Source organism: Acinetobacter sp. S-1 (assembly GCF_059579785.1).
The window spans coordinates 369968-385454 of sequence record NZ_CM184207.1; the positions used below are offsets into that span (position 1 = coordinate 369968).

15 protein-coding genes are annotated in these 15487 nt (G+C 36.0%); 7 read left to right on the forward strand and 8 right to left on the reverse strand.

The window, feature by feature from the left end:
- The first annotated feature begins 65 nt into the window (after positions 1–65).
- Entirely contained in the window at positions 66–434 is a 369-nt protein-coding gene (locus AC52J8_RS01770; RefSeq protein ID WP_057068796.1) for a hypothetical protein, read from the forward strand.
- A 46-nt stretch (positions 435–480) separates the two neighbouring features.
- On the opposite strand, the gene AC52J8_RS01775 is transcribed toward AC52J8_RS01770, so the two are convergent.
- On the reverse strand, positions 481–795 hold the full coding sequence (locus AC52J8_RS01775) for a putative quinol monooxygenase (RefSeq protein ID WP_086394127.1): 315 nt from the start codon (positions 793–795) through the stop codon (positions 481–483).
- A 13-nt stretch (positions 796–808) separates the two neighbouring features.
- A complete protein-coding gene (locus AC52J8_RS01780; protein WP_002117050.1) occupies positions 809–1396 on the reverse strand; it encodes an NAD(P)H-dependent oxidoreductase in 588 nt (195 codons plus the stop codon).
- A gap of 237 nt (positions 1397–1633) precedes the next feature.
- On the opposite strand from AC52J8_RS01780, the gene AC52J8_RS01785 reads away from it, so the two are divergent.
- Together AC52J8_RS01785 and craA are read left to right on the forward strand one after the other, a co-directional pair.
- Positions 1634–2002, forward strand: coding sequence for a hypothetical protein (locus AC52J8_RS01785; protein WP_081309085.1), 369 nt, complete (start codon positions 1634–1636; stop codon positions 2000–2002).
- 368 nt (positions 2003–2370) lie between these two features.
- Entirely contained in the window at positions 2371–3600 is a 1230-nt protein-coding gene (gene craA / locus AC52J8_RS01790) for a chloramphenicol efflux MFS transporter CraA (RefSeq protein ID WP_005067162.1), read from the forward strand.
- 40 nt (positions 3601–3640) lie between these two features.
- Here the strand turns inward: craA and yccS are convergent, their stop codons facing one another.
- From yccS to AC52J8_RS01810, 4 genes are all read right to left on the reverse strand, one after another.
- The gene (yccS, locus tag AC52J8_RS01795) at positions 3641–5791 is read right to left on the reverse strand and encodes a YccS family putative transporter (RefSeq protein ID WP_086611348.1); all 2151 of its coding nucleotides are present in this window, start codon (positions 5789–5791) and stop codon (positions 3641–3643) included.
- A gap of 203 nt (positions 5792–5994) precedes the next feature.
- Complete coding sequence (sodC, locus tag AC52J8_RS01800) at positions 5995–6564, reverse strand: superoxide dismutase family protein (RefSeq protein ID WP_081309682.1); 570 nt, start codon at positions 6562–6564, stop codon at positions 5995–5997.
- Positions 6565–6689: 125 nt separating this feature from the next.
- Complete coding sequence (locus tag AC52J8_RS01805) at positions 6690–7808, reverse strand: AI-2E family transporter (RefSeq protein ID WP_032006332.1); 1119 nt, start codon at positions 7806–7808, stop codon at positions 6690–6692.
- Between the two features lie 124 nt (positions 7809–7932).
- The gene (locus AC52J8_RS01810) at positions 7933–8577 is read right to left on the reverse strand and encodes a ParA family protein (protein ID WP_005804567.1); all 645 of its coding nucleotides are present in this window, start codon (positions 8575–8577) and stop codon (positions 7933–7935) included.
- Between the two features lie 158 nt (positions 8578–8735).
- Between AC52J8_RS01810 and AC52J8_RS01815 the strand changes: the two genes are divergently transcribed.
- Positions 8736–9203 carry a Holliday junction resolvase-like protein gene (locus AC52J8_RS01815; RefSeq protein WP_046811866.1) on the forward strand — a complete coding sequence of 156 codons (468 nt, stop codon included), beginning with the start codon at positions 8736–8738 and terminating at the stop codon, positions 9201–9203.
- Positions 9204–9342: 139 nt separating this feature from the next.
- On the forward strand, positions 9343–9906 hold the full coding sequence (locus AC52J8_RS01820; RefSeq protein WP_086611349.1) for a hypothetical protein: 564 nt from the start codon (positions 9343–9345) through the stop codon (positions 9904–9906).
- Between the two features lie 53 nt (positions 9907–9959).
- Here the strand turns inward: AC52J8_RS01820 and AC52J8_RS01825 are convergent, their stop codons facing one another.
- Together AC52J8_RS01825 and AC52J8_RS01830 are read right to left on the reverse strand one after the other, a co-directional pair.
- Complete coding sequence (locus tag AC52J8_RS01825; RefSeq protein WP_086611350.1) at positions 9960–10490, reverse strand: hypothetical protein; 531 nt, start codon at positions 10488–10490, stop codon at positions 9960–9962.
- A gap of 26 nt (positions 10491–10516) precedes the next feature.
- Positions 10517–11305, reverse strand: a complete 789-nt coding sequence (locus AC52J8_RS01830) for a class I SAM-dependent methyltransferase (RefSeq protein WP_086611351.1) — start codon at positions 11303–11305, stop codon at positions 10517–10519.
- A gap of 127 nt (positions 11306–11432) precedes the next feature.
- On the opposite strand from AC52J8_RS01830, the gene AC52J8_RS01835 reads away from it, so the two are divergent.
- Together AC52J8_RS01835 and AC52J8_RS01840 are read left to right on the forward strand one after the other, a co-directional pair.
- Positions 11433–12710 carry a hypothetical protein gene (locus AC52J8_RS01835; protein ID WP_086611352.1) on the forward strand — a complete coding sequence of 426 codons (1278 nt, stop codon included), beginning with the start codon at positions 11433–11435 and terminating at the stop codon, positions 12708–12710.
- 413 nt (positions 12711–13123) lie between these two features.
- Complete coding sequence (locus AC52J8_RS01840; protein ID WP_086611353.1) at positions 13124–14557, forward strand: amino acid permease; 1434 nt, start codon at positions 13124–13126, stop codon at positions 14555–14557.
- Positions 14558–15487 lie beyond the last annotated feature (930 nt).

The window sequence follows — 15487 nt, forward strand, 5'->3', positions numbered from 1 at the left end:
TTTCTATAGAGTAACCGACAAAGCCATAGCATCATAAAGCTATGGCTTCTGTTTTGGTGATAAAAATGCAACGTTTATTTTTAATTTCAGCGCTTTGTGCTGGGCTTTTCACTGGGTGTGCGACGACCAGTAAATTAATTCCTTTTGTGGGTTCGGAAACTCCGATGCAACAAGTACTTAAAGCCCAGCCTGAGATCGTAAAAGAGCATAACAATACCTCAGTTCAGCAAGTATTTAACCGAGCGGAATCTCCAACAGTTTCCCGTATTACCGTTATCCAAACAGGTTTAATGGATGATTCTGTTTCTGCAATCCGAACAGAATATTCATTCAAATTGGTTGATGAAAAGTGGCAATTGCAAAATAAGCAAAAGAGCTATCAATGCGCGAGAGGGAAAGGCTCTAGAGGTTTTCAAACCCAGCTTTGCTCTTAAAAATAAAAAAAGACGATAAATATATCGTCTTTTTTTATAGTCTAAATTATACGCCGCTTTCTAAAATTTTAATTTTGACGTCAACTACATCATCTTTAACGGCTTCATGATGCGCTTGCATATGAGGCGTCGCTAAATGTGCTTCAAGATGGGCAACACTTTGCCATTTTTCTAGCATGACAATCGTATCAGGCTCGTGAGTTTGGAAGCTCGCATTTGATTTGTGATCAACTAAAGGTTCATAACCATGACAACCATCTTCTGCTAAAACAGTTGGAATGATTTTCTGAAAGGCATCCAATACGTTCTGGCGATGCTGTCCACCCGATTTAGTACGAATTTCCGCAATAATGGTTAGCATGGATTTCTCCTTATTAGGCTGCTGCAAATACAGTATTTAAGTGTGCTTTATATTCTTCAACATAACTATCAACGTTAGGCATTTTAATTACGTCATTTACGATAAATGTCGGAAGGGTGCTCATGCCTAAGAACTGATTGGCTTTATGAAATGGTAAATAAACACCATCTACACCTACGCCGTGGAAGAATTGATCTGCATCTTCAAATGCTTCCATTGGAGCATTCCAAGTCAATGACAGCATATATTTTTTGTCATGAATTAGACCACCTGAACCATATTTTTTTGAGGCATCAGAACGGCTACGGCCATCACTTGCATAAAGTGAACCATGACCAGTGGTAAAGACATCATCAATATACTTTTTGACTGTCCAAGGTGCGCCCATCCACCAGCCTGGCATTTGATAAATAACAACATCTGCCCATAAGTATTTTTCAACCTCACTTTCAGCATCATAGTTGCTGTCTGCACGGGTGACTTGGACTTCATGGCCGAGTTCCGTGAGGTGTGTGGTTGCTAGGGTGGTTAATGTGTCATTTAATTCACCGTTTGAGTGGGCAAATTGTTTAGCACCATTAATCACTAAAATCTTACTCATGGAGGTTGCTCTCATTAAATTCCTGTATTTGACGCATACTCTATGAGATTTACTGTTGTAGAAAAATGCATGAATAGGAAAAATATTGTTGATAAAAAATCAATAATTATTATTGGATTTCTATTTAAAACTAATCTATCTCATTAATATCAATAAATTTATAACTATTTACAAAGCTCAAAAAGAAAAAGTGGCCTATTATCTTTAGCATTAATTTTGAGTAAATAGAGGGGAAGAGTGATGAAAAAGAATGGTTTGTTGATTATTTTCAGCTTAAGCATATTAACAGCTTGTGCTCCACCTCAAAATTCTTCTGCTCAACTTGCTGATAGTCCTATACAGGCTGTATTACTCGATCAACCAGATCTTTTAAATGATGCAAGCAATTTAGATATTTCACAGCAAATGAATGCTTCGGATGATCCTTCCAATGCTCAAGTTACTATTTTGCAAACAGAACCTAGTCCAGATGCGGTGTCGAAAACACGTACTGAATATTTATTAAAACGAGATCAGCAAATCTGGAAAATTGTGAATAAAAAGCAAAGCTATCAATGTACAAAAGGAGATGAAACCACAGACTTTCAAGTTAACCCTTGCCCATGATGCTTAATTTTTTATCGAATATGTGGATAACTTTGAGTTTGTACACAACTATAATTTGCATGCCTTTTTGTGTAAAAATCTGAAATTTAAGCTTCTTGAAATTGCATGATTGCTGATCAATTTAAAAAGTGCTATTGTTGCGCTCGGCAATTGTGCCAATTGGTAAAAATTACCGAATCTCACGTCATATATTTTTTCTCGTTTTAGACACCTTGTGAATACGGTGTTTCACACTCTAAACATGCACTCTCACGGCATATAACAACTTAACTAAAGATTGATTGACCATACATGTCATCGTCATGACTACATCTTATTTTATAGATAGTCGTACAGACATATGGCCGCTATTTTGAAGTGTACAACTCATGAAAAATATTCAAACGACAACGTTGAACCGTACAACGTTGATGTTTCCTTTGGCCTTAGTGCTATTTGAATTTGCGGTTTATATTGGTAATGACCTGATTCAGCCAGCCATGTTGGCAATTACTGAAGATTTTGGTGTAAGTGCAACTTGGGCACCGTCTTCGATGTCATTTTATTTATTAGGTGGCGCATCTGTTGCATGGTTACTTGGTCCTTTGTCGGACCGTCTCGGACGTAAAAAAGTACTATTAGCAGGAGTTTTATTCTTTGCTCTATGCTGTTTTTTAATTTTACTGACGACGCAAATCGAGCAATTTCTAGCTTTAAGATTTTTGCAAGGAATTGGCTTAACCGTAATTTCAGCAGTTGGATATGCGGCTATTCAAGAAAGCTTTGCTGAACGTGATGCGATTAAAGTCATGGCACTCATGGCAAATATCTCATTACTTGCACCCTTGCTAGGACCTGTACTTGGCGCTTTCTTAATTGATTATGTGTCATGGCACTGGGGCTTTGTCGCCATCGCAGTATTGGCATTACTCAGTTGGATCGGGTTGAAAAAACAGATGCCAAGCCAGCAAGTCAGTGTAACCAAGCAACCTTTTAGTTATCTTTTTGATGATTTTAAAAAGGTGTTTGCCAACCGCCGTTTTTTAGGTTTAAGTCTCGCATTACCTTTAGTGGGTATGCCTTTAATGCTATGGATTGCTTTATCTCCAATCATTTTAGTAGATGAATTAAAGCTCACCAGTGTGCAATATGGCTTAGCTCAATTCCCCGTATTTTTGGGTTTAATTGTAGGCAACATTGTCTTAATCAAAATTATTGACCGTTTGCCTTTGGGTAAAACCGTCATGATGGGTTTGCCGATTATGCTAACCGGTACACTCATTTTAATATTAGGTGTAGTGTGGCAAACCTATCTCATACCATGTTTGCTTACAGGCATGACGCTCATCTGTTTTGGTGAGGGAATTAGCTTTTCAGTCTTATATCGCTTTGCACTCATGTCATCTGAGGTATCAAAAGGAACAGTTGCAGCAGCAGTTTCAATGTTACTGATGATGAGCTTCTTTGCAATGATTGAGCTTGTACGTTATCTCTATACACAATTTCATTTATGGGCTTTTGCATTGTCTGCATTTACCTTTATTGCTCTTTGGTTTAGCCAACCGCGAAGTGCTTTGAAGCAGGAAATGCAAGAAAGACTGCAACAAGGCAACAATTAAATAAAAAATACCGGAATTGATATTCCGGTATTTTTTTATTCTACTTAATCTCTTGTTCTAAAAGTTTGTCTTTAAGTGTTAATAATTCTGGCAAGGTTTCTAGCAATAAACTGATTTGTTTTAACACGAGTGTGTAATTCTCTGAAAAGTGCTCATGAGTAGTTAGGCTTTGAATTTGCGCTAAAGTCTGCTCAAGGAAATTGAAATCAATATAAGCCGGATCAAATAAGCTCTGTTTAAGAATTTGCTGACAATCCAGTAAGAGTTGTAATACCTGTTGATCATCAATTTTCTGTCGTTGGCTTCCTAACGCTGCTACGTAACTCAGTTGGCTGTGGCTATAAACCAGATAACGAAAAGCATAATGGATGAGTTGAGGGTTCGGATTCGGTTCAGCACTTAAGCTTGAAATCATGTTGGATAGCTCAATCTGAGCGTTATGCGCAGCACGACGAATTCTACGATATTCGATGTCTTGATTTTTGCCATATTGATATTGCTCAACAATCACATTGAAATAATCTAAGGTCGCTTTGCTGCTTTTATTAATATTGTTGGGGATGTTACGAAAGTTCCAGTCGGGCCAAATAAAGTTTACGGCAAGCCATGCAATAAAGCAGCCTAATAAGGTATCTATCAGTCGAGGTAAAATAATACTGTAGCCAGCGCCTTTTAAGTTGAAAATTAATAGCACCATAAGGGTGGCCATGAGCGTAGCCAAAGCATATTTCTTTTGACGTAAGTAAAAAAAGCAGACTCCACAAATAATTGTAATGATGAGCTGGCCTTCAATACTCGGTACAAAATATAAAATTGGTATTCCTAATAAAACCCCGAGTAATGTACCAATCGTTCTTAATTTAAGACGGCTTTTAGTCGCAAAATAAGTAATCTGACAGACAAACAAACTGGTGAGTAAAATCCAGTAGCCATGCTGCGCAAAGGGTAACAGTGAAATTGCGTAACCTGCGGCAAAAACCACAGCAATTCGTATGGCATGCCTAAACAGCGCTGACTGTGGCGTAAGTTGTTGCCGCAGCTTTAAGATAAGATCTGAAAATCCTTGAATATCGTCATCAAGTAAATTTAAGTGTTCTTGTCTTGTTTGAGTGCTATTTTCAGGAACAGGTTGGGCATATTGCAGTTGTTCAAACTGTTCATGCATTCCTTTTAAATTATCAAAAATAAGTTTTAAATTTTTAACTTCAAAATTTTGTGGATGTTGTTGTATCCAATCTTTTAAAGAACTTTCTAAATGTCCTAATACTTTCTGACTTTCTTGCGAAGGCTGATATGGTTGGTTATATAAAATACATTGAGCTAAGTCTTGGCATGCTTGTGCTTGTAGACGCAGGTTTTTTTGGAAACGGAAAATAAGATCACTACGGCTAAAATTCTGTTGAATATGTTCGTAATGTAAATAATTTGAAGTGGCTTGCTCGTGAATATCTCGTGCGAAAAAGTATAGGTTTAACCAATAGATACTTTTATTACTGACTCTGGAAGCTTTGAGCCGAGTAAGTAGAGAACTGCGTATTTGATTGAGACTTTGGGCAACTTGCGTATTTTGTAGAGATAATTCATATAAAAGCTGCTCAACATTCTCTTTATTGTCCGGATCAAACAAACGAGCTTTTGCTTGTAGTAGAACAGAAATTTCTTTAAAAATTTGTGAGAGCTTATCTTGTAAGGGGAGTGTCGGTTTAATAATAAAAAATAAAATAGAAGTTAAACCGTACCAGAGAGCACCATAAATAAAATAAGTAGGTTGTTGATACCAATGTGTATATTCGCCTAAACCGAACATACTATAAATAGAGAGCAAAATAGTGCCAAAAGAAATCGTGGCATAACGTTGCCCTAAAGCGCCTAGTAAAATAAAAAAAGCGCTTGAGATAGAGAGATATAAAATAAAGAAAATTTTGTAAGGTGCTAAAAAACCGAGAATGCTACTGACTGTAAAAAAGAACAGGCAGACATAGACCAAGTTGCGTAATCGAATACTTAAGCGATCATCAAAGTCTGTTAATGCTGCTGCAATTGCCCCTAATGTTACAGGAACAATAAGTTGATTATAGCCCAGCCAAAGCAAACCTAAAGTTGTGCCAGTGAGTACAATCAGAATTTGCAGGCAATAAATTAAAATAGAGTTTGTCTTAAAGCTATTAAATATTTGGGTCAGATAATTCACGGCTTTTGTTCTAAATTAGAGAATACGTGAGAAAGCAGTATGTAACTTTAAATTTTTATTACTTCAAAAATATTATTCTTTTTATCTACAAAAGTCAGTCATTTTTTAAGATTTTATTAGACTTAAATCAAGTTGTAACGATCAATAAATTAACAAAATTGTGGATATCTTTTTAGATACCCACAATTTGAAAAACACATAAATTATTTAATCACACCACACGCAATTCGTGCTCCGCCACCGCCAAGAGGTTGAGGTGAGTCTGAATAATTGTCGCCACCAGCGTGGATCATAATCGCTCGACCTTGAATATCAGCAAGTTTCAATCGAGGGGCGATTACGGCAGTTGTTGCAACACCTGTATTATCGACAACTAAAACAGGTAGATCGCCTAAATGGCCAGTGGTTGGAGTACCATGATGAGGAGCTTGGTTCGGGTTATAGTGGCTACCCGCAGCTAAAGCAGCGCCAGGTTTTCCATCTTTTACGGCAGGTGCACAAGAAGCGTTTTCATGAATATGGAAACCACGAGTACCACTTGGTAAATCAGCAAGAGCAGGGGTAATAATTAAGCCTTTGTCGCTATCTTGAAAGCTAATCGTACCTATTTTTTTTCCAATACCGCTAGCTGTCACTTCATTTACGTCGACCACTTTTTTAGTATGCATTGAGGTTAATGCTTGAGCTGTGTCAGATACAGTTTTAGTTACCGAACTACAGCCAACCGTAAAAAGGGCTGTAAGCGCACAAACTGCGCTAATTTTATTAAACATCTGCATGATTGGATGTCCTTATAAATATATATGATCGTTTGATTCAAACAAACAGAGGTCTGACCTACAAGTTAATTTAAATAGTTAATTTGTATCTAGAAACATTTTTAAATTAAATAACTATGTCACTCTTTGTCATTGGACGATTCACTTTCAGAATCATAAATCATAGTCGTTTTTGGCATAGGTTCAGGTTCAATCGTTTCATGTAACCATTCACGCCAAATTGCCAGTAAAATAGCCAAAATTACAGGACCAATAAATAAACCGACCAAGCCGAAACTCGCAATACCGCCTAATACACCAAACATAATTAATAAGAACGGAATTTTGGTGGCGCCAGAAATGACGAGTGGTCTAATCACATTATCTGAGCTACTGACAATCACCACGCCCCAAACGACAACGCCAATAGCTTCCATGGTTTGTCCCTGAGAGAACAACCATAAACCTACGCCTAAATAGGAAATTGGGGTGCCAAATGGAATTAAAGCCAATAAGAACGTAGCAATAGTGAGAACCATAGGGTTTGGTACACCTGCTACGAAGTAACTTAATCCAGCTAAAACGGCTTGAGCAATTGCAGTTAAACCTACGCCATAGACTACTGCACGAGTTGTCTCGGAAATCGTATCAAGATAGTGATGAATACGAGGGCCAATGACCATTTCTAAAGCTTTACTCACTTGAGACAAAATCATTTGACCATCACGGTAGAAGAAAAATAGGCTAAATACAGCAAAGCCAAGTTTGACAATATTTTTGCTAATCTCACCGAGCAGTACACGGCCATAACTTAAATGACTTTGTACCCAAGCTGCGATATTTTGAATGGTGCTATTAGGATCGTTGTTTAACTCATTGAGTGTACGAGAAATTTCTTTTCCTACAAAAGGAAGCTCGCGTATAAAATCTGGAACGCTTAAATGGCCCGAAAAAACCTGACGTTGTAAGTCAAAATATAAGTTGCGTCCTTCATGCTGCAAAATGAAAATAGCGCATGTAAACGGTACACCAACAACCAAAATGACCAGACTAATCATTAGAGTTGCATTTAAAGTATTGCGGGTTTCTCCAAAAAAGCGCTGAATTCTTAAATAAATAGGCCAAGTCATATATGCAATGATGGCAGCCCAAAGTACAGGAACAATAAAGTATTTCAGGATATTAAATCCTAAAAAAATCAAAATAAAAAACAGCCCAAACAATAAAACGCGCTGTAAATTAGGAGCGTATGGATGCACGAACAATATTTCTCTAATTTTCTACGTAGAATAAAGTCATATTAACTGAAAAATAACCTGAGGCAAATTTTAAGGTCACAATGTAAAAAACCTTATACAACTCTTTTTAGAGGCTAAAAGTTAATTAAAACCACTCAGCTTTATCTTCAATTAACTTGTTTAGAACCGGTTGCCATTGATTTTGGATACTAATAAAGTTCTTTTGCGGTTTATCAAAAATGCTTAAACCTTGCATTGCTAAGCTGCCATACGCAGTGCGCTCAGCAATCCATGCAACAGGTTCCTGTTCAATTTTTTCAAAAAACTGTTGGATATCTTTTGAACTTGCACTGTTTGGTTTTACACGATTTGCAAGAAGTAAAATCTGAACTTTACCTTTACGAATACGTTTAATATCTTGTAAATGCTTTAAAAAACGACGAGTACTGTCTATATCAAAAAATGAAGGTTGAAGTGGAGTAATAATGGCATGCGCTTCACTAATAAGCTGTTCAGCATGCTCACCTGACAGAGCACCAGGCGCATCAATAATTAAATAGTCCAGATTTTTGGGTGCATCACCAATTGATTTTTCATGACGCCAGTCTAGGCTTTGAATCGTTGCAACAGTATCAGGGCGCTGTTTTAACCATTGTAAGGCCGATTTTTGATTGTCCGAATCTGCTAATGCTACTTTATATCCTTTTTGTGCCAATGCCGTTGCTAACGTAATGGCTGTCATGGTTTTTCCGCATCCGCCCTTTTGATTTGCAATAAGTATCGTTTTCATAAATCCAATTATTTTCAGCAGCACATTTGTTTATGTTTTATACCTTAGCATCTTTTTGTGAGAAGTAGATGACTGCATTTGACAAAAGTTTAAGCTGTTTCGTTATTTTAGATATGATTAGAGCTGTAATCTTAATTCGCGCTTTTTAAGGAAAATTTATGTCTGTATGGCTTGCCATGCTTATTGGTGCTGGCATTGGTATTATCATCACTACTATTATTTTATCAAATACACGTAATGGACGAATTAAGGCTGAATATGAGCAATATATTGCTGAACTTGAACTAGAGCATCAACAGGCGCTTACTCAAGCACAAAAGAGAAGTGTAAATACAAGTCGTGCGGTGTTGAAAGGAAAAATGGCAGAACAATTTGCTCCCGTTTTACCTGAATTTCAGTATTTACCAAGTGATGCAAAATTCATGGGCGATCCGGTGGACTATATTATTTTTGATGGATATACCGATTTCCGTGATGGCGATGGTACGGCAGAAGACATCAATATTATTTTGCTTGATGTAAAAAGTGGTGGAGCTAGACTTACGAAAGGTCAACAAGCAATTGCCCAAGCTGTTCAACAAGGTAAGGTTCGTTTCGAAACGTTGAGAATAGATTTCGAAGATTAACAAGCTGTTTAATTCAGCACAAAAATAGACGAAATTGATCTGTATTGTTACTAAATTTCGATATTTTTTTCATCGCTTAAAGCTATTATAAATTGAAGATCTATTCACTTTGATCTAGCAATATTTGAGGTGTAACACGATGAAAAAACAACGTTTGATGATGGGCTTACTCGCCGTGATTGGCATGAGTTCAACATTTGCATCGACCTCAAGTGAATATAATATTGCCAATGGTTTGAGCCCGATAGAAAAAGATCAATCTATTTCTGTATTACAACCTTTTCAAGGAAACTTCAGAATCTTGGGTTCAAAAGTTTATCAAAATGATGAACAAGCTAAGTTTTCTCCTATCGACTATGCAGTAAGTTGGGGATTGTTTGCAAAGCCTGAAATCGCACGTCATATTTCAGTGAAACAATATGACCGTTATTTAAACTGGAAAATTCCTAAATTACCTGTTCCAGCAGAGCAAGCGATGCAAATGGTATCTAACATGCACATCATTCCTGCAAATCCTGAAATTGCTCAGCAGATTAAACAGGTTAAACGTGGTGATTTAGTTTATCTAAAAGGTGATCTTGTCGAGATTAAGGACAAAAACTTAGTTTGGAAATCCTCACTTACGCCGACTGATACGGGTGATGGTGCATGTGAGTTATTCCGCGTTCAGGCAATTCATTGGGTTGAAAAGCAAAATATATAATTTAAAAAAAAGCCTTCATAAGTTTGAAGGCTTTTTTATAACCAAGACATTGCTTATTTCTGTTGCGATGCTTTCCAATATTTTAATTGATTTTGCGCTTGTAAATAGTCGGCAAGATCATTGATCTGTTCATCTTTAGTGGCTTGCTTATCACTCAAGTGTTTTTCTTGGTTTTCCCAATATTGATAAAGTAGACCCTGAATGTAACGACCTTGCTCAGTTTTTAAATCTAAATCTTTTAACATGGTCAAAGAAGAGCGCACATTATCGAGAGTACGCTGTTGCTCAAACTCTGTAGTGAGGGTTCCAGCTTCATGCATTTTTGCTAATTCACTTTCCATCTCGTCACTCATTTCTGTAAAGCGGCGGTCATAATCCTCTAAGAGCGCAATATCGTGTGCATCATCAGCAGTGGCAGGGAAGGTCTTAACAGGTCTTTCATTTAGTTTTTCTAAAACCTGATCGGTAGATGAGGTGACAGAAGGTTGCTCCGTCTTAGCAGGCTCATCCGCTTTTTTACAAGCAGTCAGAAATAGGCTAGAGCAAAGCAAAGACATTAATATGATTTGAGGTGTTTTCTTCATAACTTTCAACCAAACCTATTCACTAATTATTTAACGGGTAACGTACTTTTTTGAAAGTGATATGCATACGTAACATATGGAAAATCAATCTGATCTAGAGGACCTAATCCCGTAAAATCATAAACAATTTTTTCAAACTGTGCTTTGAGTTGTAATTGATCTTTTTCAGTCATTGCAGCAATAAAGCTCGTAGAGAGTAAACGTTTGCTTACGACTTGTTCGACAGAACCGTGTTGTGACTGTGTGAATGTTTGTAGGCTATCAAATACGAATAAATCTTGTTGTTCAAATACGCGTTTCCACTTTTCACTATGATAACGAGGTGTGTCACCTTCAAGTGGAAGTAGGAAGTCAGCTAAAGCCTTGACCCAATCTGTACGTTCGTCTCGTTGATTCCAAACTAGCCCTAAATGTCCTTCTGGTTTTAATACTCTATGCATTTCTGTTAGGGTATCAAGGTTGTCAAACCAGTGAAAAGATTGCGCACAAACAATGGCATCAATTTTATGATCTGCTACAGGAATTGAATGGCTAAAAGCCTGTAATGTTTTGATATCAGGATAAACTTGTTGAAGCTGCTGTAACATCTCGCCAATTGGCTCAACTGCAATAACATCTGCATGCGTTTGTTTTAAGTAGGGTAAGAATTTGCCAGTACCCGATCCAAGATCAATAACAGTAGAGTTTTCCTGTATTTGTAGGCAATTTTGCAGCCAACTTACTATTTCTGCGGGATAATTGGGTCTAACTTGCTGATATAGTTCAGCAGCTGAACTGAAGCCTTTTTGAGCGGCAGGATGTAAGGATTGTGTCATATTTTGCGCTTTTTAATCTGACTGGCATCTATAAAATAAGATACTCCGCAATCATAAATTGGCAAAACACCTATTTTGTTTCATTTTTGACGTTGTATGTGGGAGTAAATTTTCTTTCGGTGTGAGCATGGATAAGCAAATTATTTTTGAAGACGAACACATTAGAGCCATTTTTTTACCAGGCGATTCTAATACATTGGTTCTCTCTTTTGGCGATTTGATTACCCGAGCGAGTGGCTTATCTATCAATGCTGAAAAGTCTCTAATTAAATACCAATATAATGTTATTGGGGTAATGCCAAAACAAAAATCATGGTTTCCTCAAGCAAGCATGGTTGAGCTGGCAAAAGCAATTTCGCCTATTCTAGAAGGCTTTAAAAATATTGTGGGTTATGGCGGTTCAATGGGCGGCTATGCGGCAATCAAATATTCTAATTTATTGAATATGAACCGTGTGATTGCATTTGTGCCTCAATATTCAATTGATCCAGAGCATGTTGAAGACCGACGTTACGCTGAGTTTTTTGATGCTATAGCAAATAAAGACATGCAGATTCAGCCACAAGATGTCGATACAGCGCGTGAATACATTATTGTTTATGACCCTTACTTTTCAATTGACCGTGAACATTACTTAAAAATAAAAGAGCTGTTACCAAGCTTACATACGATTCATTTGCCATTTACTGGTCATGAAGCATTGTCTGTATTGGCTAGTTCAAGTTTATTACATGATTTTATTGAACATGATTTCGATGAAATCTATTTTTATCAGCAAGTTCGTAAGGTCAAAAAACAAAGTAAGTTTTACTTCCGTAATGTACTTGCGCATGTTCTTACTCAACATGATGAAATGTTGTTAAAAATATTGCGTCAAAATGATTTTCAGTTAGATGAACGTTATTTTGATAACCCACTTAAACAGGCTATTACACATAGTCTGATAAAAACAAATCAAGCAACTGAGTTGGACTTTCAAAAGCTCGGTATTAAAGTACAGCGAATTCAAGAAGATGCAAATTATAAAGAAGGCTTGCAGACTAGCTTTGGTTTAATTTTGGTATTTAACCTCATCAATTCAAAGTTTGAAAGTTATACAGTAGATACTCTACTGGCGAATAAATCTTATTTGGTTCCAATTGTGGCTGAGCAAACTGGTGTAGTGCACATTGAATTAAATAATGAAATTTATTTGTTAGCGATGAATGATCGTAAGATTATTAAATTGTTCAAGCGTGAAGAGCCCTTAACATCGGATATGGGTCCGTTTGTAATCAAAAAATATTCGGATTCTTTAGCGATTAGCTATAAGCAATTAAATTTATCTTGTGATGAACAAGGGCTGTGTGAGTTTACGGAAGGTTCAATTCAATCTACCGAACAGTTGAGCACCATCAGCTATTAAAACTTTATAGTGTCTAAATAAAGCTCAGACCTTTAGGTTTGGGCTTTATTTTTTGCTTAAAAAATATTTTTTTATAAACTTATTTGTATATTATTTTAAAGCTCATTATTTAAATAAATAGTAGGTTTATTATATAGTGATCTGCTGTATTTAAAGTAGGCATAACTAGTAATGTATATAAATATTATATTTAAAAATAAATGGGTTTTACTAATACATAAATTATAGAAATAATATAAGATTAATTAAAATACAGTTATAGCTATAAAAAAATATAAATAAATGTTTTTACTATATATTTTATTTTTACCTGAAGAACTTGGTTAAAATAAGTTCACTATTCAAAGATAATTGCATATTTATTTTTTTCTCCTAAAATGATTTTTTACTAAATTGTCGTTACAGTTTTTTATATGCAATCATTAAATTATCGGAATAATGATGCATCGCAACATGGAAGTTCTGCACCTTTGAAACGAGCAATGAGTACTCGACATTTGGTGATGATCTCCCTTGGCGGTGCCATAGGTACAGGTCTTTTTTTAGGGTCTGGTGATGTAATTTCCCAAGCAGGCCCAATTGGCGCAATTATTTCTTATTTTTTGGGCGGTTTAATTGCCTATACCGTGATGTTATGCCTTGGTGAACTTGCGGTTCATGTGCCGGAATCAGGCTCTTTTGGTGAATACGCACGTCGTTATATTGGTCCGGGTACGGGCTATATGATTACTTGGCTCTATTGGTTAACTTGGACTGCAACTTTAGGGACTGAGTTTACTGCAGCGGCTTTATTGGTGCAGGAGTGGTTTCCATCTACCTCGGTATGGGCTTGGACTCTTTTTTTTGGTGCCTTAGTTTTTTTCCTTAATATCAGTTCAACTCGATTATTTGCCGAATCTGAATTCTGGTTGGCACTCGTTAAAGTTATTACAATCATCTGTTTTATTGGTTTGGGTCTACTGGCAATTTTTGGTTTTATTCCTTACCACGGACATGAAACAGCGCCATTATTTAGTAACCTGACTGCCCACGGTTGGTTCCCAAACGGTCTCTTCCCAATTTTTGCCACTATGCTTATTGTTAACTTTGCTTTTTCGGGCACAGAATTAATTGGGGTAGCGGCGGGGGAAGCTGAGAATCCAGCACAGACAGTTCCTAAAGCAATCAATGCGGCTATTTGGCGGTTACTAATTTTCTTTGTTGGTACAATTGTGGTGATTAGTTCATTACTGCCGTTCCAACTTGCAGGCCTTAGTGCAAATGAAGTAAGTAATAGTCCTTTTGTGACGGTATTTAACTATATTGGTATTCCATATGCAGAAGATATTATCCGCTTTGTAATTATTACGGCTTTACTTTCTGCTGCAAATTCTGGTTTGTTTGCTGCTTCACGTATGATGTGGTCGCTTTCGGCGAAAAATCAATTACCAAAAATATTTTCTAAATTAACTCCTTCTGGAACACCGATTGTTGCCATTACTGTAACTATGTTTGGTGCAATTCCAGGATTACTTTCAGAAAAATTCGCACCAGAAACAATTTTTAAGAATCTATTGGGGGTTGCAGCTTTTACGATGGTTGTGGTTTGGATTGCGATTTGTATTTCGCAGTTTAACTTTCGTAGACAGTGGTATAAGTCAGGAAAAACAGCAAAAGATTTGCGTTTCGCGGCACCTCTTTTCCCTCTTACCCCAATTGTGGGTGGGTTGTTCTGTCTCGTGACCTGCATCAGTATGGTCTTTGACCCATCCATGCAAGTTGGTTTTATCTGTTGTATTGTTTTTATACTTCTATGCTATGCAAGCTATTTCATTTTTTATCGAAAGAAAGATCTGGTGCAGAGCTGAGCTTTCTAGAGTCTAAAGAATGTCTTTTTAAAGGTCCCGTAAGGGGCCTTTTTTGTGTCTTACTGGAAGTTTAAAAAGAAGGAATTTATATATTTTTTTTAAAAATGAAGTTTTATTTTTGATCATGAAAACAAATATTGTTTTGTAAAATTACCATTTATCGGATTCTTATTAATATTTATTTATTATTAATATTTGATTAAGTCTATGTTTAGCTTGGTTATTTGATAAAGAGGTTTTTGGGATTTTATGAAATATGAATTAGAAATGGACTTATTATAGATTTAATGTAGAGAGGGTATAGTTTTTTGACAATTTTACGAAGGTGATTAATTTTTAAGTTATTGTTATTTATAGTTTTAATTTTTTATATTTTTTTAAATTATGATTTTATGTTTCCTATAAAATTTTTTTATTAAAGTTAAGGTTTTTTTAATATTTGTTGTTTTTTTTATTATAAGGATTAGTGCGATTTGATTATTTTTTCTCTGCTTATTTATTTTAAAATGTTCTAAATGAGTGTGCTCTATGCTATATTTATTGGAAGATTTTATAGCTATGTTCCGGCTTAATTTTAAGCGGTATGTGTAGAGATAATTAATCTGTAGCATTATTGAACAATGTTTATTTTTAAAAAGACTAATGGAGGGATCTATCGATTAGTCAAAATAATTTTTATGGACATATGATTTTTTTATAAATCATCGTTCTTTTTAACTCCCAAACGGTTATGCCATTTCTTTTGTATTTATATTTCAGCCGACTGGATTAAGTGGGTTGTGGTTAAACTTTGCTTTTATAAAGATAGCTTTATAAACAGTAAGTTAAATGAAAGAAAGCTTGTAAAAGATATCGATATATAAAAGTAGATCATACTTTTAGTATCAACAAATGGAATTTAAAAAACCTAATGCTTTAGAAGAGCAGAAG